Source organism: Fibrobacter sp. UBA4297 (assembly GCF_002394865.1).
Classification (GTDB): domain Bacteria; phylum Fibrobacterota; class Fibrobacteria; order Fibrobacterales; family Fibrobacteraceae; genus Fibrobacter.
The window spans coordinates 248768-274513 of record NZ_DGUZ01000019.1 but is presented as its reverse complement, the minus strand read 5'-3'; the positions used below and the strand labels follow the sequence as shown (position 1 = coordinate 274513).

The following is a 25746-nucleotide window of genomic DNA, read 5'->3' as shown; positions in this document are numbered from 1 at the left end:
ACGAAACCGTCAGGCTGTAGGGCTGCTGTGATGAGTGTGTAAGAATATTTCCGCTAAGGTTGGTGGCTTGTCGAACCATGCGGCTTTGGGGCGCCTTCAGGCTGTTTCAAAAAAATCCTCTGAATCGTTGCTTTTGAAACGCTGGCATGTTGTTTTTTGAATAGGGTGGGGCTTCGGAACGGCCTAAAATGCCGTTTTTTTGCTGAAAAACGCAATTTTGGGGAGCTAGGGGACTTTTGGCACGCCATTTGCATAGGGTAAGGCGTAAAAAAGAAAGAAGGTCTATTATGTCAGATTTTACTAACGATGCAGAAAAGGTCTTGGCCAAGGCGCAGAGCTTGCGCGACCGCTGTTCGCACTCTTACCTGGGTGCGGCTCATTTGGCCGTTGGTCTTGTTGAAGGTCCTGATGCAACCCTGAAGAAACTCTATAAATCTAAAGGGGTGAAGACCTCGGACCTCCGTGGCCGTTTAGAGCCTTTTGTGCAGAAAATTCCGCGCATGGAAGGCGTAAACCCGGATGTGGAACCGGATAGCGACTTGAACCGCATTTTGCGTGCCGCTGTGCAGGCGGCCCGTCAGGTCAGCCGTATGGTGACGCCAGGCGATTTGCTCGTGGCGTTGATGAAGTTCTCGGGCGACCGTGGACTGGCGAAAGTTTTTGAAGATGCGCTAGGCTCGACCGAAGTGGTGGAAACCTGGCTTTCGGATCCGTTTGCGGGTGCCGCAAATGCCGAAGAACAGTCTCCGCTAAAGCTTTATGGTCGTGAACTCGTGGAAATGGCGGCAGATGGAAAACTCTCGCCGGTGATTGGCCGTGAAGAAGAAATCCGCCGTGTGATTTTGATTTTGAGCCGTAAGACAAAGAACAATCCGTGCTTGGTCGGTGAACCGGGCGTGGGTAAGACGGCTATTGTCGAAGGCCTTGCCGAACGTATTTACCGCGGCGACGTGCCGGATGCGTTGAAGGGCAAAAAGCTTTTTGCGCTTGATTTGTCTGCGTTGATGGCGGGTGCAAAATACCGCGGTGACTTTGAAGAAAGGCTCAAAAGCGTGATTGACGCTATCGAAGAAGATGGCAACACGCTCATGTTCATTGATGAACTCCACAACATTGTGGGAGCGGGCAAGACCGAAGGCTCCATGGACTTGGGCAATATGCTCAAGCCTAAACTTGCTCGTGGCGAACTCCATTGCATTGGTGCGACGACGACTCAGGAATACCGCAAGTACATTGAAAAGGATTCCGCTTTGGAACGTCGTTTCCAGCCGGTGCAGGTCTCTGAGCCGAGCGAAGACGAAGCGATTTCGATTTTGCGTGGCATTAAGGATGGCTTTGATGCGCACCACGGCGTGCGTCTGCACGACAACGCACTCGTGGCGGCTGTGAAGCTTTCGAACCGTTACATCAGTGATAGGTTCTTGCCGGACAAGGCAATTGACTTGATCGACGAGGCAGCAAGCCTTGTGAAAACGCAGATGGATACCGTCCCGGAAGCGCTCGATACCTTGCAGCGTAAGGAACTCCAGATGAAAATCGAGGAGCAGGCGCTTTCGAAGGAAACGGATGAAGCGAGTGTCAAGCGCTTGAAAGAACTCCGTGAAGACCTTGCTGTGACTGATGCTGCCGTCAAGCAGATGCAGGAACGTTGGCAGGACCGCCGTGCCGCATTTGCCGAAGTACAGGACTTGAAGAAATCCTTGAAGGCGGCAAAGGACGAGATGGAACAGGCGGAAGCCCGTTACGACTTGAACCGCGCTGCTGAACTCAAGTACAACAAGATTGTGAACATTGAGAAGGAATTGGCTCAAAAGACCGAAGCGCTCCGCAAGAGTGCCGAAGAAGGCGGCTTGAGCGAAGAAGTGACCGAAGATACGATTGCCCTTGTGGTGAGCCGTTGGACGGGCATTCCGGTGACAAAACTTTGCGAAGGCGAAAAGGCAAAGTTGTTGCACTTGGACGAACGTTTGCATGCTCGCGTGATTGGCCAGGACGAAGCTGTCGAAGCCGTGTCCGAAGCCATTTTGCGTAACCGTAGCGGGCTCTCTCGCGAAAATGCGCCGATTGGAAGTTTCCTCTTCTTGGGCCCGACGGGCGTGGGTAAGACGGAACTTGCAAAGGCTTTGGCTGTGGAACTTTTCGATAGCGAAAATGCGCTTGTCCGTATTGACATGAGCGAATACATGGAAAAGCATAGCGTTAGCCGTTTGATCGGTGCTCCTCCGGGATATGTGGGCTACGAAGAAGGTGGCCAGCTGACCGAAGCTGTGCGTACGCATCCGTACTGCGTGATTTTGCTCGATGAAATCGAGAAGGCGCACCCGGACGTGTTCAATACGCTGTTGCAGGTGCTCGATGACGGTCGTTTGACGGATGGCAAGGGTCGTACGGTGAACTTCAAGAACACCTTGATTTTGATGACCTCGAACTTGGGTGCCGAGAAGTTCCGCTTGAGTGCGGCTAGTGCCAAGAACGGTGAACCGCCGCAGGTTGCGCTTGCGGATGTCGAAGCTGACTTGCATGCGTTCTTCCGCCCGGAATTCTTGAACCGCTTGGACGAAGTACTTGTGTTCCAGAGCCTCTCGAAGAAGCAGATTCGCGAAATCGTGAAACTCAAATTTGCGGATTTGGCGAACCGCGCTGCCCGTCAGGACTTGGTGCTTACACTTTCGGATGCGGCACTTGATGCAATTGCGGAAGGTGCTTACCAGCCGGAATTCGGTGCACGTCCGATCCAGCGTTACATCGAACGCAACATTGAACGTCCGCTGAGCCACGCGATACTCTCGGGAACCGTGAGTGCGGCAAAGCCCGCCGTCGTGGACTACGATGGAACGGAATTTGTAGTGAAATAGTGATTAGAACTTAGAACTTAGAACTTAGAACATTACTTTTCTCTCTAAGCTCTGCCAACTAAGTTCTAAGAGCGAAGCGGACTAAGTTCTGCCCACAGCGGCGAAGCCGCTACAATGCTGTCATAACGTAAAGAGCAATGGTCTTGCGATCATTGTTCTTTTCTTGCATAACGCCCACATCGAAGTCAATGCGGATGTGTGTTCCGCCAAGTGTGAGTTCCAGCTTTGGAATGATGTCTATCATAAAATCATCCTTGAGAAGTCCAATACTTGCAGATGTCGTGACTTCAAGGAACATGCGGAGCACTTGTCCGAAAACGATTGTGGGAATCATGGAACCCGAGAATTTTACGTATCCGCTTTGATCGCCTTTTTTGCCAACGGCGCCTTCAAGGAAACCGGCTCGGAGTTCATAGTAGTTGGCGAAGCATTTTGCGATAAACTGTTGCGTACCGATGGTGAATGCTAGGGCGCTCTGGCTAGTTTCGCTCAGGTCGAGATAGCCGTCGAATGCTATGTATGAGCTTGGTTTGTAACGGTAGCGGACGCCTAGGTCGAGCGCGGTCTTGATTTCGTCAAGTTTATTGTAGGTGTTGATGTCTAGCTTTGCACCGACATCGAATTGCTTGTTAAGCCTTGTTGTAAAGTTGATGGGGAAAAGAACATCGGAATTGAACGGGGAGCGGATGCCTAGACCTACACCGATTTTGGGGGAGGGGCGGCTTTCGGGGCCGAACGTGTAGCGCATGTCCCATAAATGGTCTAGAGCGAAAGCGTTTGTTACGAGAACTGCAAATAACAGGCAAAGAATGTGTTTCATATCCATCAAAGTTAGATAAATCGCCCGGTAAAAGCTAAATTTACACGCGTAAAAACGGAGGTATTTGTGATAGAACCGCGTCCAGAACTTTCAAAACTTTCCGATTACGTCCCGGGCAAGTCCATCGACGAAATTCGTGAACGTTATGGTCTTAAGAATGTTGTAAAGCTTGCGTCTAACGAAAACCCGTTAGGTGCTTCCCCGAAGGCTGTTGAGGCGTTCCACGAAATTGCGAATTCGCTACACTTGTACCCGCGTGGCGATGCTCCGAAACTCATTGATGCGATTGCAAAGATGTATGGCGTTTCTACCAACCAAATTGTGATTGGCAATGGTTCCGATGAAATCATCGACATGGTGGGCAAGGCTTTTATTCGCCAGGGAGACAACTGCGTGGGCATTACGCCGACGTTCTCCGTCTATAAGTTTACGACGCTTTCGAACGGTGCCGATTTTATTGGCGTGGGTGAAGGTGAAGAAAAGGTTTCACTGGATAAACTTGCGGCGGCAATTAATGCAAAAACCCGTGTTGCTTTCATTTGCAACCCGAACAACCCGACTGGTCACTATTACACCGAAGCTGAAATTCGCAGTTTCCTTGCGAAAGTGCCATCGACCGTTCTCGTGTTCTTGGACGAAGCTTACGCTGAATTTGCAACGGCTGCCGATTATCCGAAGATGGCTCCGCTGCTTTCGGAATACCCGAACTTGTTCTTGAACCGTACATTCAGCAAGATTTACGGTTTGGCTGGGCTGCGCGTGGGTTATGCGATGGCAAGTGTTGAAGTTGTCCGTGCCATGTGGAAAATCAAACCGCCGTTTGACGTGAACCAGGCTGCTCAAGTGGCTGCTGTGGCTGCTCTTGCCGATACCGCACACGTTGAAGCAACCCGCAAGAACAACGCTATTGGCTTTGAATACTTGAATCGCGAACTTGGAGCGCTTGGCTTCAAGGTGCTCCCGACGCAGGCGAACTTTATTTGCGTGCGCATCGGTGAACGTGCCAAGGAACTTGTTGCGTTCTTGGAACAGAACGGCATGATCGTTCGTGGCCTTATGAGCTTTGGCATGCCGGAACACATCCGCATCACGGTTGGTAAGCCCGAAGAAAATGAATTGCTTGTTTCGCTTGTTCAAAGGTGGGTTACAAATGGGTGAAATTGCAAAAGCCGGTGTCTCTCCCGAGAATCTGGAACTCTTGAAGATTGCGCTCAAGACAGCTGAACTTGCCGAAGAGAACATTCTCAAGTTTTACCAGAACGATGTTGGCGTCGAATGGAAGGCGGATAAGACTCCCGTGACGATTGCGGACAAGGGAACGGAAGAACTCGCCCGCAAATTTTGGGCTAAGGAAACGCCAGGCTTTGGCGTCATTGGCGAAGAATTCGGCATAGAAAGTCCGGATGCGGAATACCAGTGGGTGATTGACCCGATTGACGGAACAAAATCGTTTATCCACGGTGTGCCTTTGTTCGGAACGCTTATTGGGCTGTGGCATAAAAACGTTCCGATTGCAAGCGTGATTCGTTTGCCGGCAATGAAAAGCGCTGTGTGGGCGGTGAATGGCGGCGGTGCCTTTTTGGACGGTCGCGAAGTTCGCGTTTCGAAGGTATCGCAGTTGAGCGATGCTCTCGTGCTTTCGGGAACGATCAATACGATGGAAGACAAGGGCTTTGGCGAAGGCTTTACGAAGCTCCGCCGCAGCGCACGTTTGCATCGCGGCTGGGGCGATTGCTACGGCTATTACCTCGTGGCGGCGGGCCGTGCCGAAATCATGGTGGATCCGGTCGTTTCGCTGTGGGACATTGCTCCGTTCCCGCTTTTGATGAAAGAAGCGGGTGGCAAGTTCAGCACGATTGACGGTAAGACGGAACTCTTTGATGCAAACGGCAAACCGACAGCTCCGATTTACGAACGCTTCACGAGCGTTGCGACGAACGGATTGTTGCACGATACTGCACTGGAATGCTTGAAGAAGTAATTTACCACATCGTTGTATAGCTTACTGAATCTGGGACGAACGTGAACGTTATCGTCCCTTTTTTGGCAGTGTTGATGTAGGGAATGTGGAGTGAATCGAGGCGGTCGGTGACTTGCTTGTGCGGGTGACGGAACCTGTTTTTGCGGCCGCTTGGGATGATGGCGTATGTGGGGGAGACTGCGTCAAGGAAAGGTACGCTGCTGGATGTTTTGGAACCGTGGTGTCCAAGTTTCAGCACGTCGCTTTTCAGATAAGCGTCTGTTTTCATGATTTCCTTTTCGCCTTTGGCGGTGAGGTCTCCGGTTAGCACAGCGGAATGCCCAAGCCCCTTGAGCCTGAGTGTGACGCTCCCTTCGTTCGCTTCGACGCAGATGTCGTTTCGCGGGTGGATCGTTCGCATTTCGAAGTAGTTTTCTTTCCACAGGATGCCGCGATGGATGTTGCGGATGGGAATGTTGCGTTTGTGGGCTTCGCCGAGGACTTGTTGCCAATCGGGTTTGGGCTCTTTCATGGAGCAGTCGCTTGTCCAAAGCTCTTTGACAGGGAACATTTTCAAAAGCGATAGAGCTCCGCCGAAATGGTCTTTGTCGGGGTGCGTGATAATGAGGGCGTCGAGACTGCTGACACCGATGTGGTGTAAAAACGGAACGATGATGTCTTTGCCGGAATCTTCTCTGCTATTGTCGCCTGCGTCTACAAGAAAATATCTGCCGGATGGTGCCTTGATGAGATGACTGTCGCCTTGCCCGACGTCAATGGTCGTGAGCGTCCAAGACGGGTGCAAAATTTGATGGTAGCTTTCCAACGCGAATAAAGCGGCGGCTACTAAAACGCAAAACAAAGCATACTTGCGGGCGATGTAGTTCTTGTAGCAAACGGGCAAAAGTAGAATCAAGAATCCTAGCGCGAGCAGCACCGCTGGCGAAAATGGCCCGACGGTCATCGAGGCAGCCGCAGAATCCGAGAGTATTCTCGTCAAAAGTGAGGCGAGCCGCAAAAAGAATCTTGCGGCGGTGCAGAAAGTTCCGCAGATAAAGTCAAATGGCGAGAGCTGTGCAAAAAGCCCCGCCTGCATGCCAAGCGAAATTGCAGGCACGATGATGATGTTTCCGAACCACGCGAACGGCGAAAGCGTCTTGAAATGATGGATGAGGAACGGTGCCGTGGCAAGCGTTGCGCAGAGTGTGACGTAAGTCGGCTCGATGGCGAATGATTGAATCTTTTGCCAAAGTTTGTTTTGCTTGAGACTGTCGGGCAAAAGCTTTGTCGGGTTATGCGGTGTTCCGATAATGATGCCTGCGGTGGCGGCAAATGAAAGCTGGAAACCGGGATTCCAGATGACGCTTGGCTCAGGCAAGATGATGAGGAGTAGTGCAACACCCAAGCTGTTGAGTGTGTTTGCGGGTTTCCCGAATAAAGTGCCAATTTGCGGAATGGCAAACATCATGACCGCTCGGCGCACAGCTGGCGAGCCTCCTGTAACGGGAACGTAAATTGCAAGGAGCGTCACGGCAATGATGGTTACCGCTTTGTGCGGAAGTCCTGTCGCTTTCAAGAAAATCATGAGCATTCCCGCGAGCAAAACCACATGAAAACCGCTGATTGCAAGCACGTGTACAAGCCCCGACCGCTGAAAATCGCTGCGCAAAACCTCTGGAATGCCCGAGCGGTCGCCTGCCAAAAGCCCCATCAAGAGTCCTGTTTCGGCAGGATCTAGATACTTCGCGAACCGCCGTTGCAAAAACTGACGAAATTGAAAAAAGCTTCGTTCGAACGTCCAATCGCCAGGGTATGCGGTCCAGCGCTTGAATTTTCCATAGGCGGCAAGCCCCTGCGATTTTAGCCAGTTTTGTGTGTCAAAAGCGCCGGGAACGCTCGGTGGCGTCACGGGGTACCACGAAGCCTCAAAACAGATTGAATCCCCTGGCAAGGGGAGATCCGGCAGGTTCCGCTTCTCGGTCAATCGCACTTTGTAGCCCCCGCGCGCATTTCCGTGAGTTATTTCTCCTTGCGCATTTCCGTTGGCTTGTGAAACCTTGATGATGAACGCCGTCCCTTTGGGCCTTGGCAACCTTGATTCAATTTTTCCGCAGCCGGTGCTGCTGATGGTGCTGTCTTTGCCTGTGTTCTGCGACTTTTCTGCGCTGTAGCTTGCGTGTACGCTATCGGCGTTGGCTTTTGCAAACCCTCCTATTCCTAAAAATCCCACGTGTGCGATAATTCCTGCCATTAAAGACACTAAAATCACCCATTGGACATGCCGCCTAAAGAAATGGGTGAGCAAAAACACCAATTCAAGCAAAATAATGGCGAATTTTGGCTCGTCGAGCGAAATAATCGTTGCGGTGACAGTGATGGCGCTTACGAGGGCGGGTTTTCCGTCGAGCGGTGCGATAAGTTTCTTGAATTCATTAAATATTTTTTCTTTGTTATTTTTTTTCATTTTCCTAATACTTTTGTATTTTAAATGGTACCTATTTTTTATACACGCTTTTGAGGAGTGTTTGGACTAGCGTTCTATGAAAAATTTTTGTAAAAATTTGTGGATATTGGGGTTTTTGTGCTCTTTGTGGATGAGTCTTTTTACATCGTGCTCTGAAACGGTCAGTGGCGATGGCGAAGCTGTGCTTCCGCCTGATGTGAATCATCCGATAAATTTCAAGCTTTTCCCCAATGACAAGGCAAAGAATGATTCCGCTGCGGCAAACCTCGCTCGTGGAATCGTCCTTGTCGTGCATCCTGGAGCGTCTTATACGCTTTCTTTTGATGTGGATCCGACGCAGCCTACCCCTGAATTGCAACTTTTCCGTACATTTGATATCAAGGGCGTTGAAGGGCGCTTGGGTTTTAAGAAAGTTCGCACGTTGTCGCCAACAGTTGTCGGAAATCGCTATGTCTATTCCTTTAATTGCGAAGAAAATAAAATGTCGTTATGGTTTACATCGCTTGGGGTTGATGGCGAATACTACAAGGGAAATGTTGATAACATAAGTTTTGAGGGAATCGGGGCGTACAGCGATCATTTTTCGATAAATTTAATTGTTGTCGGCTCGATGGAAAAAACGCTTGACGGCATGGATGTTGACGAACTGTCGCATTATATGCTAAAGCTTTTCCGTGAAAAATATTTTGGGGTAACTATTGATACTTTGTATGTGCGTTATGCCCACGAACATCCGACGCTTGGAAGTTTCTATCCGGCAAATCAGCCGTGGGTTGCAGGAATGAACTCTGAGGATGTTTTTGTGAGTGAACTTGCCGGTTGGCCCGAAGATGGTTTACGCAATGCGCTGAACATCATGTTAGTCCACAGTATTGCCGATAATGAAATCATGGGCTTTGCTCGATTGTTCTCGGGCGTTCTTGGACCAGGTACGGAAAGCTCGGTCGTGGTTGGAGAACATGTCCGGAAATCGAAGAATGAATTTGACCTGCAATCTTCGTACAACATCGTCATGACCGCTATACATGAAACAGGACATTTTTTTGGATTAAGGCATACGTCAACAACGAGAAGGGATTTAAACATCCTTACGACAAACGTGACGTCTTCTGCAGCGTTAGCCGATCTCTCGAATATCGAGGATGGATTGAGGGATACGCCGTTCTGTCGTTATATCATAGAAAGTGGTCTATACAAGCGGTCGGCCGATTCGGATGAAGTTGCTTCTGGAAAATCAGCTCATGATTATGGTTATGGTAAACCTTACGAAAAGACCATATATGCGTGTGAAGATTTGGATAACATCATGTTCCCGGTAACAGTGGATGATTCAGAAAAAGCTATTTTTACGGAACAGCAGATGGATATTGTTCGTTCGTCGCTCATGATTATTCCGCACTAAAAAATGAAAGCTTCTCAATTTTCTGAAAATGCGCAACTGATAGCATTTGTTTTGCAAACGGGTTCCGAGTGGGATCCGAACGTAATTGAACTTCTGGAAAAGACTTGGGGGCCGATTCGCCATAAAGGGCGCCTCTTTGCGTTTGACAAGACGGATTACTACAAGCCTGAAATGGGCGACAACCTGTATCGCGGTGTAATCTCGTTCGAAAAGGAAATCCCGCCTGAGACGATTGCCGAAGAAAAGGAACGTAGCAACGCACTGGAACTTACGACCGCTTCGGCAGAAACTCCGGAACTGCGCCATGTAAATATCGACATCGGCTATATGGACATGGATAAGGTGGTGCTCCCAAGTTACAAGCGCGGTCCGTTCAAGCTCTATGCGGGCAAGGGCGTGTGGCTTGACATGCTTTTGACGTATGCGAAGGGCGTTTTCCATCCGACGGCTTGGGCTTTTGACGATTTTGTGCGGAACCCCTACCAGCACGATTTACAGCTCATCCGCGAAAAGTTCAAGAAAGCCCGTAAGGGAGTATAGTTGGCGGATCTTAGCCCGCTGCGCTCTTAGAACTTAGTTGACTGGTACAAAATCATAGTTTTAAGCTCTAAAAACCTTTCTAAGATTTAAATTCTAAGCTCTAAGTTCTAATTCTTGTTATATTACAAGATGATGAATAAGAAGCTTTTACTCCTTGGTCTTTCGACCTTTGCGCTTTTGGCGTGCTATAGCCCCGAGCCGTTCGAGGCAGAATCTTTGGATGACGATTCCAAAAAGCAAAATAGTTCCGAAATGGGAACCATATACTCTGTTAATGGAAGTGAGCAAGTCTGCAATCCGTCCATCTCGCAAGATACGGCCAATTTCCCGGCTTCTATGCTTTGGCTCAACTTTAGCAAGATTAAAGTCAATAAACATGATGCTGATTTCCCCGTTACAGATGTTAAGCAGCATGACCGTTTGACCGTTTCGGATACCGCAAATAATGTGAAATGGTACTTGATGATCGACAAGGACAATGGCGAATGCCAGTTCCAGGACCCAGAATGGAGTACCCATCCGGGTTTCATCGTCGCATTGCGTGGTGTGGGTATTGAAGGAAACGGAACGTGCGGTGATGTCTTGGATTACGGCATTTTTGCAGTCCGTACTGCGGATAAGAAAAAGTTTTGGTTCTATGACAAGGGAATTATTGAACAAGCGACTCCGCATGTGTGGGTTGACCCTACGGCAAAGGTGGAAGATGATGGCGATGTATCGACTGTCGAAGGCTTCTTTGGTACAAAAAATGTGCGCCTGACTTATGCCGATGGTTCGGATGGAGACCCGCAAAATATCGTATTTATCGATTATGCCAATGGTGGAAAGTCGAAGGCGATAAAGCTTAAAAAGCCTGCAGATCGCAGTAACTGGAAAGTTGAAAGCCCGATGATTTCGCCGGATGGAAATTTTGTCGTGTATAACTTGATGACTAAATCGGAAGAAACTTGGGAAGCCTATATCCAGGAACTTTCCAAGGATGCGGATGCTGTCAAAATTCCACGAACGAAGGATATGAAGTCGGATCCGGCTCAGCCGCACTGGTTTGAATCGGATGGCCGTCTATTTGTGGTTTGGACGGAATTTACGCAAACGTCATATTACAACAAAATCCATTTAGATAATGCTTCGTCTCAGGACGGATCTGCCGGACGCACTGTCATGCGTGAAGTTCGCTTGAAAACGGGCGCAGCAAAGGGTGAACTGGTGGAATGGGTTGATGATAATGTTGAACTTGCACCGGTCCCGATGATTGGTGGACGTTCTCCCGATGGCAAGTTCTTGTCGACGGGGTATAAGTACGCTTATTTGCTTAAGCTTCCGTGAGGTGCTGTATGAAGAAGAATTTTTTGATTGAGGGATGTTCTCTTGTCGCACTTGTTGCGGTTGCTTTTTACGCAGGCTTTAATTCCCCTGTGACGCCTGCGACTCCGTGGGAGTCTATTGGCGGTTGCGGTGCGGGCGGTTCCGGTGGCGGTTCTGGCGATGGTATCAAGTGGATTGGTCAAGGCGTTTCGGGCGGAATCCTCGAAGCGGAGGTCTTTACAAAGTACAATGTGGGGCAGAATTTCTCGGCTCTTACGGTGAATCCGCATTTTTCGATTAAGCCGACGTGGGATACAAAGGTTGGTGTGACGATTCCGTTCATGAGCCATCAGGGCGAAGTTCAGTATCGCAGTAACCAGACTCCGACGGACCGCACAACGGGCGGTCTTGGCGATATCTCGTTCGATTTCTCGAAGACGATTGGCAGTGGCGGTGCGGCATCGCTTTCGGCGTCGCTTTCGATTCCGACGGGGCAGTATGATATCAAGCGCGGTAAGGATGGCGGTAAGGAAATCTTGCCGAGCAGTTTCCAGAAGGGGAGTGGCCTTTACTCGCTTACGCTTGGATGGGACTACAGCCGCGATACGGACAAGGGCATCTGGCTTTATAGCTTGAGTTACACGCACCCGTTTGCGATGCACTTGTTCTCGGGCGAAAATGAGTTTAACGACAGCTATTGGAAGGATATCAAGAAACATGGTGACCGTTTCAATTACCGCTTCAAACCGTATGGCGAAAATGACCTTGGCGCATTTACTCCGCCGTCTATTGGTGGTTCTGTCGCTTATGGTTATCGTGGTCGTTCGGGCATTGTCCAGTCGTTTGGCTTGAATTTTTCGATCCCGCTTGGCGTGGCTTGGATATCTTCTGAATCTGAAGGCATTTACGACCCGAGGCCGGACCCGGATCACCAGGCTTGGTCTGTTTCGCTCGTGTACGGCTTGGAATTCTCGAATCCGGACTTCCCGGTGTTCCTCGCGTTTTCGCTCCCGATTCATGATAAGGCGGGTGGCGCAGATTCTAAGAATGAATACAGCGAAAAGCCGATGAAGAAGTGGAACGCTCCGGACTGGAGTGACATTGGCCAGCAGTGGACTATTGCTGTCGGCGTTAAAGGAAGTTTCTTTTAGTTAGAGGGCTAGGCGCGCGGGTGCGTTTTCTTGAAGGCCTGCTTGAGGCGTTCGGCGTTCACATGCGTGTAAATTTGCGTTGTTGAGATGTTCGAGTGTCCGAGCATTTCCTTGACGCTCATGATTTCGGCGCCGTTTTCGAGCAGGTGAGTGGCGAAGCTATGGCGCAGAACGTGCGGGCTCGCCTTGCCTTCCCAGCCTATTTCACGGAGCAGGTCGTGGATGTCGTTGCGGAGTGTGCGGACGTCGTAAGGCTTTCCGTTTTCGTTTAAGAACACGTAACTTGTAATTGTTGGGGTATGCCCCGCTTCAATTTCTGCAGCCCTGAATTTTTCGAGCCAGAAAATTAGCGTGTCTGTAATCGGGACAATGCGTTCTTTATTGCCTTTACCAATCACTCGGACAAGTCTTTCTTTTGTTTGTAATTGGTTCCAACAGAGACTCTGGCATTCCGAAATTCGAAGTCCCGAACCGTAAATGAGTTCGAGCAAAAGACGTGCGCGGACTTGCGGGAGCGTCGGATTCTGAGGCAATTCAGGGAATTTCTCTTCGGCGAGGTCCTTTTGACCGAGAAATGCGACGAGGCGCTTGGGGCGCTTGGGCATGGGGACCGCTTCGGCGGGGTTCTTCTGCAAAATTTTGGAACGCACGAGGTACTTGCCAAAACTTTTTAATGCGGCGAGATGCTCGCAGATGCTTGTAGGCGCAAGCTTTTGCTTGATTTTCAAGTCCCACACAAAATTCTTGACGTTCGTTTCGGAAAACGCTTCGAGAGGCGCACTTTCGGTGAGTGTGGCGAGGTATTTTTCTAGCGATTTTCGGTACGTAATGACCGTTCTTTCGGAATACCTGCGCTGGGTTTGCAGGTATATCAGGAAATTTTGGATGTATTCGTCTAAAAGCATGGCCTTGATTTATTTTCGAAAAGAAAAATATCTATTTTAGATGACACCAAATGTCTTTTTTGAAAAAAATTATATCTCTGCGGACTTGTTTCCTTGCCTGCGCGCTTGTGTCGACTTCTTTTGCTGCCGACCGCGTTGTGGGTGCGAATGCAACTCTTGATATTGGACCGGGTGCGCGTTCTGCGGCCTTGGGTTCTGCGACTTTAGCGGTCGAAGGTGATTATCTTGGGCTTGGTACGAATGCATACCAGCTTTCTCAAGCCAAGTACATGTGGGCTTCGTTTTCGCATACGGCATATTACGAAGACACCAAGTACGATTACGCATCGATGGTGATTCCGCTCCCTGATAATCAGGGCTTAGGTGTTTCATTCTCCAGATTTGGTGCAGATGACATTCCTTACATCCATGAAGGGGACCCGCTGCCGGAAGGTTCGGACTACAATACGCTTTCGATTGCCGACTGGGTGTTTTCTGTTGCCTGGGGCCGCCGCATTATAGACCGCTTGGACTTGGGTCTTGCGTTCCATGTGCTTTATCGTGATATAGACCAAAGTGGCTGGGGTTTCCGTGGCGATGCTAGCGCTCGTTACCAGATCAAGGACGATTTTTATGTATCCGGTCTCTTGAAGGGCTGGACCTCGTCGGCAACGTCTTGGGAATCGGGCGAGTTTGAATATTCTTCACCGGAGTTTTACGTGGCCTTGAGCTATGGCTTGCCGGTGAACTATTTGTATGGCAAATTCAATTTCTATTGGCAGAGTGCGGGGCTTTTCCACCGTGAAGCTAGAGATTTGGATTATGAGACAGACACTAACGGCAAGCGCATTTGGGAAAATCCGATAGACTGGCTGTCTGGTGGTCATGGCGGTGTGGAATTCGCATTTGACTTTGGCCTCAAGTTGCGCGTTGGTTTAAGTAGCTTTACGACATTCAAGAGCGTGACGGCGGGTGCCGGTCTTACGATTGCAAACTTCCTTGAAGTGGATTACGCCTTTGAATCGCATCCGGTGTTCTCTCCGGTACATCGTGTGAGCGTAAACTTTAGCCCGTATCTCTTTGGCCACAAGCCTAAAGAATCTGGGCGCTTAAATAAGACCGACGCATTGAAGAAGCTTGTCACGGAGGAGCCCGAAGAATATCCGGTCGAAGAGTTTGTAGAGGAACGCGTTTCGGAAACGCCTAGTGCTCCGGTGGAAGAAATCGCAATTCCGGTGAACGAACCCCCTGCGACAGTTCCGACGAAAGAATCGCCTGCAGCCTCGGAATCACGGACTTCGATTGTTGAGACCGACGATGAAATTTTGGAATAAAGCAAGGAGACTCTTTAAATTTTTTTGATATTTTGAGTGTTACTTTGCTTGCTCAATAGCTTATATTTTTAGTCATGATGATGGATAATAAAAGTGTGGGTTTATTCCGTGTGCTTCCGGCTCCTCTCAATCCGATTGGAGCTTTCGATGCTGAATCTTTCAAGGCGAATTTCCGTGCCGTAATGGCGGAAAATGATGATGTCAAGTTTATCGGTGTTGATTTGTCGGGCATTGATTTTGTCTATAGCGATGCGTATAATGCCTTTATGCAGTTCCACCAGGAACTTTCCAAGCGGAATGGAACGTTTGCTGTTCTTGCCGATAGGGAGTGCCTTGCTAAAAGCCTCAAGAAAGTGGGTCTTGAACGCTATATTCGAATTTTCATGAGTGAAGAAGAAATGGCGGCCTATGTTCCGGTGGAACAGAAAAAGCTTGTTCAAGAGGAACCTGCGAAAGCGGAACCGCAAATTTCGGAATCGTCGGCAGCTGTTGAAACTTCAGCTGCTCCGCAGACGCCTCAACCCGCTCCGCAAAAAACGGTGTCGGAACCGAAAATTTTGGACAAGAACCCTCTTGTGGACGAATCTTCGTCTTCGAAGGGTTCGCTTGTTGCGGTAATCGTGCTCTTGCTGGTTGTCGTTGCTGTCGTGACTTATCTGGTCTTGTAACCAATGGCTGTAGAGTTCTCTGAGTATCAAGGAAAGCGAAGGAAGAGGCGGGAACGTCGCAAATTCCCGCTGATAAGGATTGTCTTAGTCTTTGCATTGATTATTGCCGCCTATACAAATGGCTGGTTCCACAAGTTGGTGGATATGCTCCCGCTCCCTGGTAACGAAGAGCCTGCACCTCCAGTTGTTGAAGACTGGATTGCTGGTTGCACGTCGTATGACGGAACTCCGTTTGAACTGAAGAACGATTATGCCCAGTGTTCATGGATTGTGACGGATTCGCTTGAACTTCCGAATACGTTCTTGCGCTATGTGAAAAATTTGGCAAACGATGGGGCTAAAATTCATTGGGTGGCCTCCAAGAAGGACTTTGGCGATGCGCTTCTTGTCGTGCTTGAAGATTCGACGCGCAATGTCTTTTTGCACATGATGCGCGAGGATTCCTCGAAGGTCTGGATTTCGAGCAAGACGGGCTGCCTTTTCCCGGGACCGTGTCCGCATGTCCCACTGGGATGGTCGGCGCTTGCGATTGTAGACAACTTTGACTTTGAAGGTTTGGAGCAATTGCTTTCGGCCGATTTGTTCAAGGGACTTGGCGAAGCCCCGATTTATCCGGTGCTTCCGGGGATTGTGCTTGAAGCTGGACGCGATTCCTTGGGCATGTTTGTTGAACTTAACCACGGAAACGGCATAACGTCGCGCATGTTTGGCATCGGTTACTGGAAAATGGCGCCTGTAGTCGGCAAGACGCTCAGCGTGAAAGACGCCGTCGGCCGCCTTTCGCCGCAGGACAGTTCCTCTTTCTTCTTGACAGTTCGCCAGAATGGATTGTTCGTGCGCTGGAAAGATTTCTATAAGGCAACACACCCGGTGGATTCTGCTCAAATTGCTATATTCAAAAAGAATTTGCCATTTTGAGTGAGCCCGTATGAAGCGTCCTTTTGCAAGTAATTTTCCTGTCTACATGCTTGTCATTTTGATGTCGTCTTTTATGGCGTTATTTTCTTCGTGCTCGCAGGATGGCGATGGCCCGCTTTCGGTAATGCCAAATGGACAGGCTGTAGAGGGTAATGGCTATTTTCTTGGCGCAACGCTTGATTCTGGTAGGGCGATTCATCTGACTTCGGATACGCTCTATATTACGCTTTCAAAAATCTGGTCTTTTTCGAATTGCTCGCTTAAGTCAATTGACTTGAATTATACTTTTGAAGATTCGGCCATCGTCATTTCGCCCAAGGTAAATATCAAGGTTAATACGGAGGATTGCCCATCTCCGATGTTTCGCCCGGACACGACATTTAAGAGGTTGACGAACGAAGGAATTTCTTCGAATATCACGAGAATAGTCGTAAAGAACGATGCGGATTCGCTTTTGGATTCCATCATGTTGCGCCGTGGGAAATTGGAACTTGATACATCCGTTATTTATGTCGATTCTGCTTTTGCAAAACCTAGTTCGCTGCCGTTACGGACAAAAGAATCTCCCTCGGTCTTGCGCGTCTTGGATTCGCTGACTCCGCAGATATTCCATTGGAGAACGATTCGCGCAAATTGCACGATGCGTGTAGATATGTGCGATTCCGTTATCGCGGACACTGTTTATCCGACCTCCTGGAAGACTAGTGATACAGCCCTTGTTCCAGTGCGTTACGCTTGCGCTTCTTCGGATTCCACGTATTGCCTTGATGCAAAGTGGGAACTGGATTCTACTGCTTTGGGCAAGGTGATGGAGCGTCCTGATACCGTTTGGCACACGAGTACGTATTACGTGGAAGAAGTCCCTACCTGTGCTACGGTAAGTCGCTTTGTTCATTCGGCGCTTTATTATGGCGGACGGATGATGTTTATTCGCGAACTCTTTGTGCCAAATGAAGAGGAACGTTCTTGCGGCCCTGCGACAAAGAAGGACTGGGTGGCGTACGACATTTCTACGGATAGCCTTGTGGTTGAATCCGAAGATAAAATCTCTGTAGATAGTTTATATAAAATCTGGAAATCGGCGACGGTTGCAAACGATACGCTCCGCACCGATTCGACGGAGTTGAAATGATTGAATATTCCTTTGCTGCTGAAATTGCCGAAGAAGATAAGCCCGTTATTCTTGAAAGTAAAATTTATAAACAATGGCTTGAAGCTTCTGAGAAAAAGTTCAATATTACGAAGGTGCATTTTGCTTCGGTCGATTACTTTAGCAAACGTCATGAGCCGCTGTTCATCAAGCTGAATGCGACGGCTTTTTTGCCAGACGGTAAGCCTGTGCACGGAATTGTGCTTGTGCGAGGCCATGCCGTGGGCGTGCTTGTCGTGCTTCATTGCGAAGGCAAACGCTATTTACTCTTGGTGCGCCAGCCGCGATTTGCTATTTCGGAAACGGCTTCGCTTGAAATTCCGGCAGGGATTCTCGACTGGTCGGGCGATTTCCGCAAGGTGGCGCTTTCGGAACTTGAAGAAGAGGCTCAAATCAAGGCGAAGGATTCCGAACTTATTGATTTGATGGACTTCTGGTACAAGGGTAAAAGCGATGGCTTTGCCGGAAGTTGCGGGCTTTTGGACGAACGCATCCGCCTTTATGCGATTGAACGTAGCGTGACGCGCGAAGAACTCGAAGCGATGGACGGCAAGAATCAGACCTATACCGACGAGAACGAATGGATTCGCACGGAAGTCTTGCCTTACGAAGAAGCGGCTCACCAGTTTATCGATGGAAAGAACTTTATTGCTTTGTTCCTGTACGAACGCTGGCTCGAAGCGCAGAAAGTGTATTACTAGCTATTAGTTTTTAGTTTCTAGTTATTAGTTCGAAGTTAGGCGGCTACGCCGCAGTTACTATGCTAATGACCAAAGACCAATGACTAATGACTAGAAAATCGTATTGTTGATGGTGAGGCCTGCGAAGAACAGGATGAGGTAGCCGTACCAAAGTCCGGTCGGCACATAGTTCCAGATACGCTTGTATTTTTTCGGTTCGTCCTTATTTTTTTCCTTGATGCGGACAATGTTCTTTTTGAGATAGAAACCGCAGAGTGCAAGTCCTGCGATGCTGATAAGGATGAGAAGTACGTAAGCCATGCCTTAAATATAGCATAAAGCGAGCGTCGCGACAACAAGTTTACTTGTTGGCATGACCGAACTGAGCTATATGCACTCCATATGGAGTGCCATATAGCATAAAGCGAAAAATTTTATTATTTTAAGAACAAACTTTTATTCAGTGCTAGTGTGTTTTTTATCGCCTAGCTATAGTAAGGAGGAAAAATGAATAGAAATAAAAGAAATTTGGCTTTAATTGTGCCGATTATGGCATGTTTGGCAGCTTGCTCTGAAAGTGACCCTGCTCCTGTTGATTTTGATGGCGCTCAATATAGGACGGACTGTCCTACGGATGGGTCTAGACCTCTTGCGAAAGAGGGGGCTAGCGCCGAAAATTCTGTGCTTAATTTAGATGTCGTTATACGCGATTTTCAGCAGAACCATTCGGATTTTGAAAACTTCTCGGAAGAAGCGGTTGAGCATCTGGATGATATCTATAACTATGGGTCTGCGACCGGTGCTGCCATGAAAGCTTTTGGCTTTGATGAAGAATGGTATTCGGCTGCGGCTTACCACAATACATGCGGTAACATGTACGCTTTCGAAAAATTCGGGGCGGGGGCTCAAATTGGCGTTGATGGCTTGCCAATGCAGGCGAATCCTTTTTTGCCATCGTATTTGCAACAGGTTTCTGCGGGGCCGGTCCTAGAATACGGGGAATGTTATGAGACTGTGGACGCTCTATCTGGGCTTAAGATTTTGCGCGGCTACAAAAATGCTCTTGATAACGTGAATGGTTTAAAGTGTCCTGGCGGTAAAAATAACTGGGCGAATCCGGTTGTTTATACACCGGGCATGGTGAATCCTTATTTGCTGTTTAAGAATACAAGCAATGATGGGACCATTGATATGTATGATGTTGCCGTTCAAAAGCTGAACGAACGTTGCGACAATAAGAACTTTGACCAGTGGTTTGCCGATGTTCCTTCTGTAAACAAACGCGTCAATATGATCCTTGATCTTGTGAGGTCCTCTGATGAAAATAATGATTTTGTTTACAATTATAATTCCAGTAATGGCGGATTCTTCCCGCTTGATAGCGTGAACCCGGTGAATCGGGAATGGGTGAGTGCAAAACCTTGTATTGAAACTATCCAGCTGACGGGTTCTTGTGAAGTTTTTGAGCCTCAGTCGCTCTCTATTTTCTGCCCGCCTTACAGGTATCAGTATGCTCAAACTCAGCAGGATTTGTACGGCCAGAGTACCGCTAAGCTTTGCGCAGACTGGCTGAATGCGGGTGGCCCGCGTGCTGTAAATTCTGAAGGGACCGGACATAGTGCGGCTTTACAGGCGACAATAAAGAATGGAACTCTTGGCTTGCAGCACTTGCGCAATTATGGCTTTACTATGGAAGGTTACACGACTTTCCAGTATAAGTCATCAAACCAGTTGCCGGTACCAGAAGAACTGAAGTTTATTAGTAGTGGTGACTTGTGGGTGTTTGTCGATGGTGTTCTGGTGATTGACTTGGGCGGTACGCACTTGCCTGCTCCAGGTAGCGTGAGTATTCAGACTCTTGCAAAGAATAATCATGGTTGCCATGTTGGAGAGCCTTTGGCTATGTATACGAATTGTGATGGGGCGTCTGATGCTACGGGATGGGCTGATGATTCTTGGCATCATTTGCATTTCTTTGTGGCAAACCGCCAGACCGAAATCTCTGATTTCTCGATGTCGCTGCCATCGTCCTTTAGCATTTATGCCGCACCTTCCCGCTATGGCATGCCGATGGTACGTAAGGTTACGACATTGGTAGATGAAGCTGGTTTTGCTCTTAATAGCTTGTATGTAAATACGGAATTGGCGGATTCCACAGTTGCTAAGATGAACAGCTCTCAAGTGCCTTCGTTCGTTGTATTACGTGGTGACAATGTTTACGGATTCTATGTGTCCCGAATTTCTGGGGCGACAAACAAGGGTGAAGAAGGGACTATGTACCAGTTTGAAGGCGTTTTGAAGGATGTTGATGGTAATGTTGTCGAAGGCGGGATTTTGCATGGCGACCGTATTGCCTTTAACGTTCCGTATAGCATGACGCTTGATGAAGAAGGTAATGGTGGAAATTACCCCGCAGGTAAGTGGGCGCAGTTGATGTTCTGGGCTAAGCTTATGGATTTCTATATCGCTTCAAGTTCTGGTAACCGTGTGGAAGGTTTTACCGAACCGGAAAAGTTTGGTGAGATCGGTGTGAACTGCGCTTATTGACGCCAAAGTCCGTAATAACGGTTGCCTAAAGCAAAAAAAATTTCTCTATTTGGTATGTACTGACGTTCGTGGGTTCAAATTTGGCTTGAACGAGCCGGATTCGGGCCCGAATACGAACGCCGTTTATTGTAAGAGGTTTATTTGGTCGCCCAAGAAAAACTGAATTCTCTCATTGCCGATGCATGCAAGTCCGCATCTGTTACGCTTGTGGAAGCCGATGTGTTCCGTGCTGGCAAACGCAAGACATTGCGAATCTTTATCGACAAGCCCGAAGGTGTTACTATCGATGACTGCACGAACGTGAGTCATTTCCTTTCGGATGCGCTGGACCTGGATCCCGAGTTGATCGAGGGCGCTTATACGCTTGAAGTTTCTTCTCCGGGAATAGACCGCCCCCTCAAGTCTATGGCGGATTTTGAACGCAACAAGGGGCGCTTGCTCCGTGTGACCCGCTCGACGGGCAAGCCAGTGACTGGTGAACTTTTGAATGCCGACGAAGAAAATCTGACGCTCAAGCTCAAGGGCAATGCCGGCGAAATCGTCATACCGCGGTCCGAAGTGCTTTCGGCCAAGGTCGAAGTAGAAATTAAATAGGAAGGTCAACTATATGAAGAACGAACCGAAAGTAAACTTGCTCGACGTACTCAAGGAAGTCGTTGAAGACAAGAGTGTCGATGATTCCGTGATTTTGGACGCCCTCAAGAAGGCTCTTATTTCTGCGGCCCGCAAGTATCTGCACATCGAAAAGAAAATCAACGTCGATATCGACATGGAAACAAACGAAGTCCATGTGTTCTTGAATGTCGAAGTTGTCGATGACTATCCGGACTACGACCCGAACATGACTGCCGACGAAGTGGCTGAAATGGACGAAGGCTACATGCTCGTCGATGAAGCTCGCGACTTCAACGAAGATGCTCAGGCAGGCGACAGCCTTTATATGGAACTCCCGACCTCCTCCTTTGGTCGTCAGGCAATCCAGACTGCAAAGCAGCTCTTGACCCAGCACATCCGCAGTGCTGAATGCCAGCGCATCATGGACATTTACCGCAGCCGCATCGGTACGATTATCAACGGTACGGTACTTCGTTTGGAACAACGTAACGTTATTGTTGACCTTGGCAACAAGATTGAAGCTGAACTCCCGGCTCGCGAACAGATCCCGCACGAACGCTTGACTCAGGGCGCTTCTGTGAAGGCTGTGATTGCACGCGTGGAAGAATCTACGAAGAGCGGTGCTCAGGTTATTTTGTCTAGATCCAACGCTGACTTCCTCAAGGCTTTGCTCCGTCAGGAAGTTCCGGAAATCTACGAAGGCACTGTCGAAATCAAGGCTGTTGCCCGTGACTCCAAGAATCGTCGTGCAAAGATCGCTGTTTACTCTCGCGATGAAAAGATTGACCCGGTTGGCGCTTGCGTCGGCATGAAGGGTGCTCGCGTGCAGACGATTGTCCGCGAACTCGGCAACGAACGTATCGATATCGTTCACTGGGACGAAAACTTTGATGTGTTCGTTCAGCGTTCCTTGGCTCCGGCATCAGTCCTCAAGATGTTCCCGGTTCCGGATACGGACCGTATCGTGATCATCGTGGATGACGAAAACCTCGCTCAGGCTATCGGTAAGGGTGGCCAGAACGTGGAACTTGCCGGTCGTTTGGTGGATCGCAAGCTCGATGTTCATGGAGAACAGGAATGGTCTCAGATGGACGAAGAAGCCAAGAACAACATCCTCGCTCCGAACTATGAGGATGAAAGAAGAATGAGAGCGAAGCGTATGGACGAAGACAGAAAGGCAAAGGCCGCAGCTGTCAAGAAGGACGTGAACGCTTAAAAACTTTTGCGCAGGGCAAATAGTTTAACGGAAGAATAAGAAAAGGAATTGAATAGGCTATTCATGACGAATGAATCTCAAATGAAACCTAAGGATTGGGCAGATGCTCATGGATTGAAGGTTGATGTGGTGATGAAGCTGCTTCGCGATGCAGGCGTTGCAGTTCGTACCCATATGTCCAAATTGGATATGGCAGACTTTGCTAAAATCGAGGATGCTGCCGCTGCCGAAAAACAGAAGCAGGATGCCCGCAACAAGAATCTCAAGAGGCCCGCTACTTCTGAATCTGATTCTTCCGCTTCCGCTCCTGCAAAGAAGAAGGAAACGTCGGTTGCGACGAACAGACTTGGCTTGAAGGTGAGCCTCAAGAAAGGCCCGGGTCCCCGCAAGGAGGCTCCGAAGCCTGCCGCTAAACAGGATGTGAAGCCTTCGGTTGCAAAAACTGCAGCTCCGGCCGCCGTAAAACCGGCCGCCCCGGCCCCGGCACAAGTTGCACCGAAGCCAGCCGCACCTGCTCCGGCTCAAGTGGCTCCTGCCGCTCCGGCCCCGAAGCCGGCAGCACCTGCTCCCGCACCGGCCGCAGCACCTGCTGCTCCGGCTGTTAAGCCCGCTGCTCCCGCACAGGCCCCGGCACCTCAGGCAAAGCCTGCCGCCCCGGCGCCTGCACAAGCTGCTCCGAAGCCCGCTGCTCCTGCTCCGGCTGCAAAGCCTGCCGCTCCGGCAGTGAAGCCCGCAGCTCCGCAGCCGACGATGATGTCTGCTACGACGGAACTCAAGCAGCCGCCGATGAAGGCACAGGTCTTCAAGCCCGATGCCGCAATCCTTGCACGTATCGAAAAGTCCCGCCAGCAGGCTCAGGCCGCTCGCAACAACCACCGTCCGAATGGTGGAAACCGCAATGGCGGCAATGGCCAGGGTTACACGGGTACGTTTGGCCGTCTCTCGAACAACGGCAATGGCGGTAACGATAACCGCAACAATAACAACAATAATCGTCGCCCGAACGGCGGTAACGCTAGCAGCAGTAGCCGCGGCTATACCGGTCGTAACGGTGGATTCTCCAGCGGTTCCATGCAGGAAGCCTTCAACGCTTCCAACAACAATAACCAGTCTCTCGGTCAGAACAACCAGAACGGTAAGGGCAATGGCAAGGGCCAGAACGGTCGCCATGCCAATGACAAGAACCGCCGCAGCAATACTAAAGACCGCCAGGAAATGCAGAGGGAACAGCAGCAGGAAGCCGTTCGTCAGAATGTCTCCCGCGTGATGGCCTCGCTTTCCAAGAACCCGGTCAAGAAAGTTTATCACAAGGATCACTCCGAAAACAATACGGGTGAAGAAAAGAAGATTCTCAAGACTTCGGACTTCATTACCGTGGGCGAACTCGCAGGCCTCATGGACCAGATGCCGGCACGCGTCATTGCAAAGTGCATGGAAATGGGCATGATGGTGACCATCAACGCTCGCCTTGATTTCGAAACGATCCAGATTTTGGCTGATGAATTCGGTTACGAAGCTCAGCTGATGGAAGAATACGAAGAAGAAGCTCTCGGCATCGAGGAAGAATCCCAGGAAAATCTCCAGCCGCGTCATCCGGTGGTTACCGTCATGGGCCACGTTGACCATGGTAAGACCTCTCTCCTCGACTGGATTCGTAAGACTCACGTGGTGTCCGGCGAATCGGGTGGCATTACGCAGCACATCGGTGCATACGAAGTCACCACCAAGCAGGGCAAGGTTACCTTCCTCGATACTCCGGGTCACGAAGCCTTCAGTGCTATGCGTGCTCGTGGTTCCCAGGTGACTGACGTTATCGTTCTCGTCGTGGCTGCTGACTCCATGGTGATGCCGCAGACGGTTGAATGTATTGAACTTGCCAAGCGCGAAAATGTGCCGATGGTCGTCGCCATTACGAAGATGGACCTTCCGACCGCAAACCCGGACAAGATTCGCGCCCAGCTCGCAGAACGCGGTGTGGAAGTCGAACAGTGGGGTGGTCAGACCAGCTGTATCGAAGTTTCTGCACGTACGGGTCAGGGCATGGATGTCCTCCTCGAAACGCTCGCTCTCGAAGCTGAAATTCTTGAACTTAAGGCTAATCCGGATACGCACGCCCGTGGCGCTGTCGTTGAATCCAAGCTCGACGTGGGTAAGGGTTCCATGGCTACGATCCTCGTGCAGAACGGTACGCTCCATGTGGGTGACCCGTTTGTTTGCGGTATCTACGCTGGCCGTGTCCGTGCCATGTTTAACGAACGCGGTGAACAGATGAAGGAAGCTCCTCCGTCTGCTCCGTGCCAGGTGCTCGGCTTTGACGGTACTCCGCAGGCTGGTGACGAACTTGTCGTGGTGGAAGACGAAAAGACCGCACGTGAAATTGCTTCCAAGCGCCGTATGGCCGCTCGTGAACGCGATCTCCGCGCCCGTAAGACGGTCTCTCTCGAAAACTCCTTCAATGCAAAGAAGGAAGGTACGCTCTCCGAACTCAACCTCATCGTCAAGGCCGACGTGGGTGGTTCTGCAGAAGCTTTGGCCGCTTCCCTCGAAAAGCTTACCAACAAGGAAGTCCGCGTCAACATCATCCGCAAGGGTGTGGGTACGATTACGGAATCCGATATCCTGTTTGCAACGACCGCACAGGCAATCATTATTTCCTTCCACTTGATGCCGTCTCTCGCTGTCCGCGAAATGGCCCAGAAGGAAGGCATCGAAATCCGCAACTACCGCGTGATTTACGACTGCATTGAAGATATCAAGAACGCTGTGGAAGGCCTCCTCAAGCCGATCATGCGCGAAGAACTCGTTGGCGAAGCCGAAATCCGCCAGGTGTTCAAGGTCCCGAAGGTTGGTCTCATCGCTGGCTGTATGGTTACCGACGGCGAAGTCGACCGCACGAGCCATGTCCGCGTTTACCGCAACGGTATCGAACTCGGTACGACCGTGGTCCAGTCCTTGAAGCGCATGAAGGACGACGTCAAGTCTGTTGCTCGTGGCTTTGAATGCGGTATCGGCCTCAAGGGTTACGACGATATCAAGGAAGGCGATAGCCTCATCTTCTTCAAGGAAGTCAAGGTCGCCCGTACGTTGGAAGACGTTGCCCGCGAAGAAGCTGAAGAAAAGGCAAAGAAGGCTGCTGAAGAAGCTGCCGCAGCGAAGGAAAGTAATTAGAACTTAGAACTTAGAGCTTAGATTATCTTTCTAAGTTCTACCAACTAAGTTCTGCCAACTACGCCGAAG

At 49.8% G+C, this 25746-nt stretch carries 20 protein-coding genes; 16 read left to right on the top strand and 4 right to left on the bottom strand.

Features of this window, described 5'->3' with window-relative positions; all coding sequences use genetic code 11:
* Positions 1 to 287: 287 nt before the first annotated feature.
* Complete coding sequence (locus tag B3A20_RS11925) at positions 288 to 2855, top strand: ATP-dependent Clp protease ATP-binding subunit (protein WP_290765101.1); 2568 nt, start codon at positions 288 to 290, stop codon at positions 2853 to 2855.
* 109 nt (positions 2856 to 2964) lie between these two features.
* Here the strand turns inward: B3A20_RS11925 and B3A20_RS11920 are convergent, their stop codons facing one another.
* Positions 2965 to 3675, bottom strand: a complete 711-nt coding sequence (locus tag B3A20_RS11920; protein ID WP_290765099.1) for a hypothetical protein — start codon at positions 3673 to 3675, stop codon at positions 2965 to 2967.
* A 66-nt stretch (positions 3676 to 3741) separates the two neighbouring features.
* Between B3A20_RS11920 and hisC the strand changes: the two genes are divergently transcribed.
* Both hisC and hisN read left to right on the top strand, forming a co-directional pair.
* Positions 3742 to 4833 carry a histidinol-phosphate transaminase gene (gene hisC, locus B3A20_RS11915; protein ID WP_290765098.1) on the top strand — a complete coding sequence of 364 codons (1092 nt, stop codon included), beginning with the start codon at positions 3742 to 3744 and terminating at the stop codon, positions 4831 to 4833.
* Positions 4826 to 5656 (top strand): histidinol-phosphatase, encoded by an 831-nt coding sequence (hisN, locus tag B3A20_RS11910; protein ID WP_290765096.1) that lies wholly within the window; start codon positions 4826 to 4828, stop codon positions 5654 to 5656. Before hisC ends, hisN begins: the two co-directional genes overlap by 8 nt.
* Before the next feature lies 1 nt (position 5657).
* Here hisN and B3A20_RS11905 read toward each other — a convergent pair whose 3' ends face one another.
* Positions 5658 to 8099 carry a DNA internalization-related competence protein ComEC/Rec2 gene (locus B3A20_RS11905; RefSeq protein WP_290765094.1) on the bottom strand — a complete coding sequence of 814 codons (2442 nt, stop codon included), beginning with the start codon at positions 8097 to 8099 and terminating at the stop codon, positions 5658 to 5660.
* Between the two features lie 130 nt (positions 8100 to 8229).
* Here B3A20_RS11905 and B3A20_RS11900 point away from each other — a divergent pair, with 130 nt between their 5' ends.
* The 4 genes from B3A20_RS11900 (at position 8230) to B3A20_RS11885 (ending at position 12497) form a co-directional block, all read left to right on the top strand.
* Positions 8230 to 9501 (top strand): hypothetical protein, encoded by a 1272-nt coding sequence (locus B3A20_RS11900; protein WP_290765092.1) that lies wholly within the window; start codon positions 8230 to 8232, stop codon positions 9499 to 9501.
* 3 nt (positions 9502 to 9504) lie between these two features.
* Complete coding sequence (locus tag B3A20_RS11895; RefSeq protein ID WP_290765090.1) at positions 9505 to 10041, top strand: DUF4416 family protein; 537 nt, start codon at positions 9505 to 9507, stop codon at positions 10039 to 10041.
* 129 nt (positions 10042 to 10170) lie between these two features.
* Positions 10171 to 11367: a hypothetical protein gene (locus B3A20_RS11890; RefSeq protein WP_290765088.1), complete on the top strand. Its 1197-nt coding sequence runs from the start codon at positions 10171 to 10173 to the stop codon at positions 11365 to 11367.
* Between the two features lie 8 nt (positions 11368 to 11375).
* A complete protein-coding gene (locus tag B3A20_RS11885) occupies positions 11376 to 12497 on the top strand; it encodes a hypothetical protein (RefSeq protein ID WP_290765086.1) in 1122 nt (373 codons plus the stop codon).
* 8 nt (positions 12498 to 12505) lie between these two features.
* Here the strand turns inward: B3A20_RS11885 and B3A20_RS11880 are convergent, their stop codons facing one another.
* Positions 12506 to 13402 carry a tyrosine-type recombinase/integrase gene (locus B3A20_RS11880; protein ID WP_290765084.1) on the bottom strand — a complete coding sequence of 299 codons (897 nt, stop codon included), beginning with the start codon at positions 13400 to 13402 and terminating at the stop codon, positions 12506 to 12508.
* Between the two features lie 107 nt (positions 13403 to 13509).
* Between B3A20_RS11880 and B3A20_RS11875 the strand changes: the two genes are divergently transcribed.
* The 5 genes from B3A20_RS11875 to B3A20_RS11855 all read left to right on the top strand — a co-directional run bounded on the left by B3A20_RS11875 (position 13510) and on the right by B3A20_RS11855 (position 18152).
* The gene (locus B3A20_RS11875; RefSeq protein ID WP_290765082.1) at positions 13510 to 14715 is read left to right on the top strand and encodes a hypothetical protein; all 1206 of its coding nucleotides are present in this window, start codon (positions 13510 to 13512) and stop codon (positions 14713 to 14715) included.
* Between the two features lie 95 nt (positions 14716 to 14810).
* Positions 14811 to 15383 carry an STAS domain-containing protein gene (locus B3A20_RS11870; protein ID WP_290765080.1) on the top strand — a complete coding sequence of 191 codons (573 nt, stop codon included), beginning with the start codon at positions 14811 to 14813 and terminating at the stop codon, positions 15381 to 15383.
* Between the two features lie 96 nt (positions 15384 to 15479).
* The gene (locus B3A20_RS11865; RefSeq protein ID WP_290765077.1) at positions 15480 to 16301 is read left to right on the top strand and encodes a peptidase M23; all 822 of its coding nucleotides are present in this window, start codon (positions 15480 to 15482) and stop codon (positions 16299 to 16301) included.
* A 10-nt stretch (positions 16302 to 16311) separates the two neighbouring features.
* Positions 16312 to 17433: a hypothetical protein gene (locus B3A20_RS11860; RefSeq protein ID WP_290765075.1), complete on the top strand. Its 1122-nt coding sequence runs from the start codon at positions 16312 to 16314 to the stop codon at positions 17431 to 17433.
* Positions 17430 to 18152 (top strand): NUDIX domain-containing protein, encoded by a 723-nt coding sequence (locus tag B3A20_RS11855; protein WP_290765073.1) that lies wholly within the window; start codon positions 17430 to 17432, stop codon positions 18150 to 18152. The genes B3A20_RS11860 and B3A20_RS11855 overlap by 4 nt, the downstream gene beginning before the upstream one ends.
* A 90-nt stretch (positions 18153 to 18242) precedes the next feature.
* On the opposite strand, the gene B3A20_RS11850 is transcribed toward B3A20_RS11855, so the two are convergent.
* Complete coding sequence (locus tag B3A20_RS11850; protein WP_173561475.1) at positions 18243 to 18452, bottom strand: hypothetical protein; 210 nt, start codon at positions 18450 to 18452, stop codon at positions 18243 to 18245.
* Between the two features lie 186 nt (positions 18453 to 18638).
* Between B3A20_RS11850 and B3A20_RS11845 the strand changes: the two genes are divergently transcribed.
* The 4 genes from B3A20_RS11845 to infB all read left to right on the top strand — a co-directional run bounded on the left by B3A20_RS11845 (position 18639) and on the right by infB (position 25677).
* Entirely contained in the window at positions 18639 to 20678 is a 2040-nt protein-coding gene (locus B3A20_RS11845; RefSeq protein WP_290765070.1) for a fibro-slime domain-containing protein, read from the top strand.
* Positions 20679 to 20819: 141 nt separating this feature from the next.
* Complete coding sequence (gene rimP / locus B3A20_RS11840; protein WP_014546932.1) at positions 20820 to 21272, top strand: ribosome maturation factor RimP; 453 nt, start codon at positions 20820 to 20822, stop codon at positions 21270 to 21272.
* Positions 21273 to 21285: 13 nt separating this feature from the next.
* Entirely contained in the window at positions 21286 to 22509 is a 1224-nt protein-coding gene (gene nusA / locus B3A20_RS11835) for a transcription termination factor NusA (RefSeq protein WP_085490843.1), read from the top strand.
* Between the two features lie 81 nt (positions 22510 to 22590).
* Positions 22591 to 25677, top strand: a complete 3087-nt coding sequence (gene infB / locus B3A20_RS11830; RefSeq protein WP_290765065.1) for a translation initiation factor IF-2 — start codon at positions 22591 to 22593, stop codon at positions 25675 to 25677.
* The last annotated feature ends 69 nt before the right edge of the window (positions 25678 to 25746 follow it).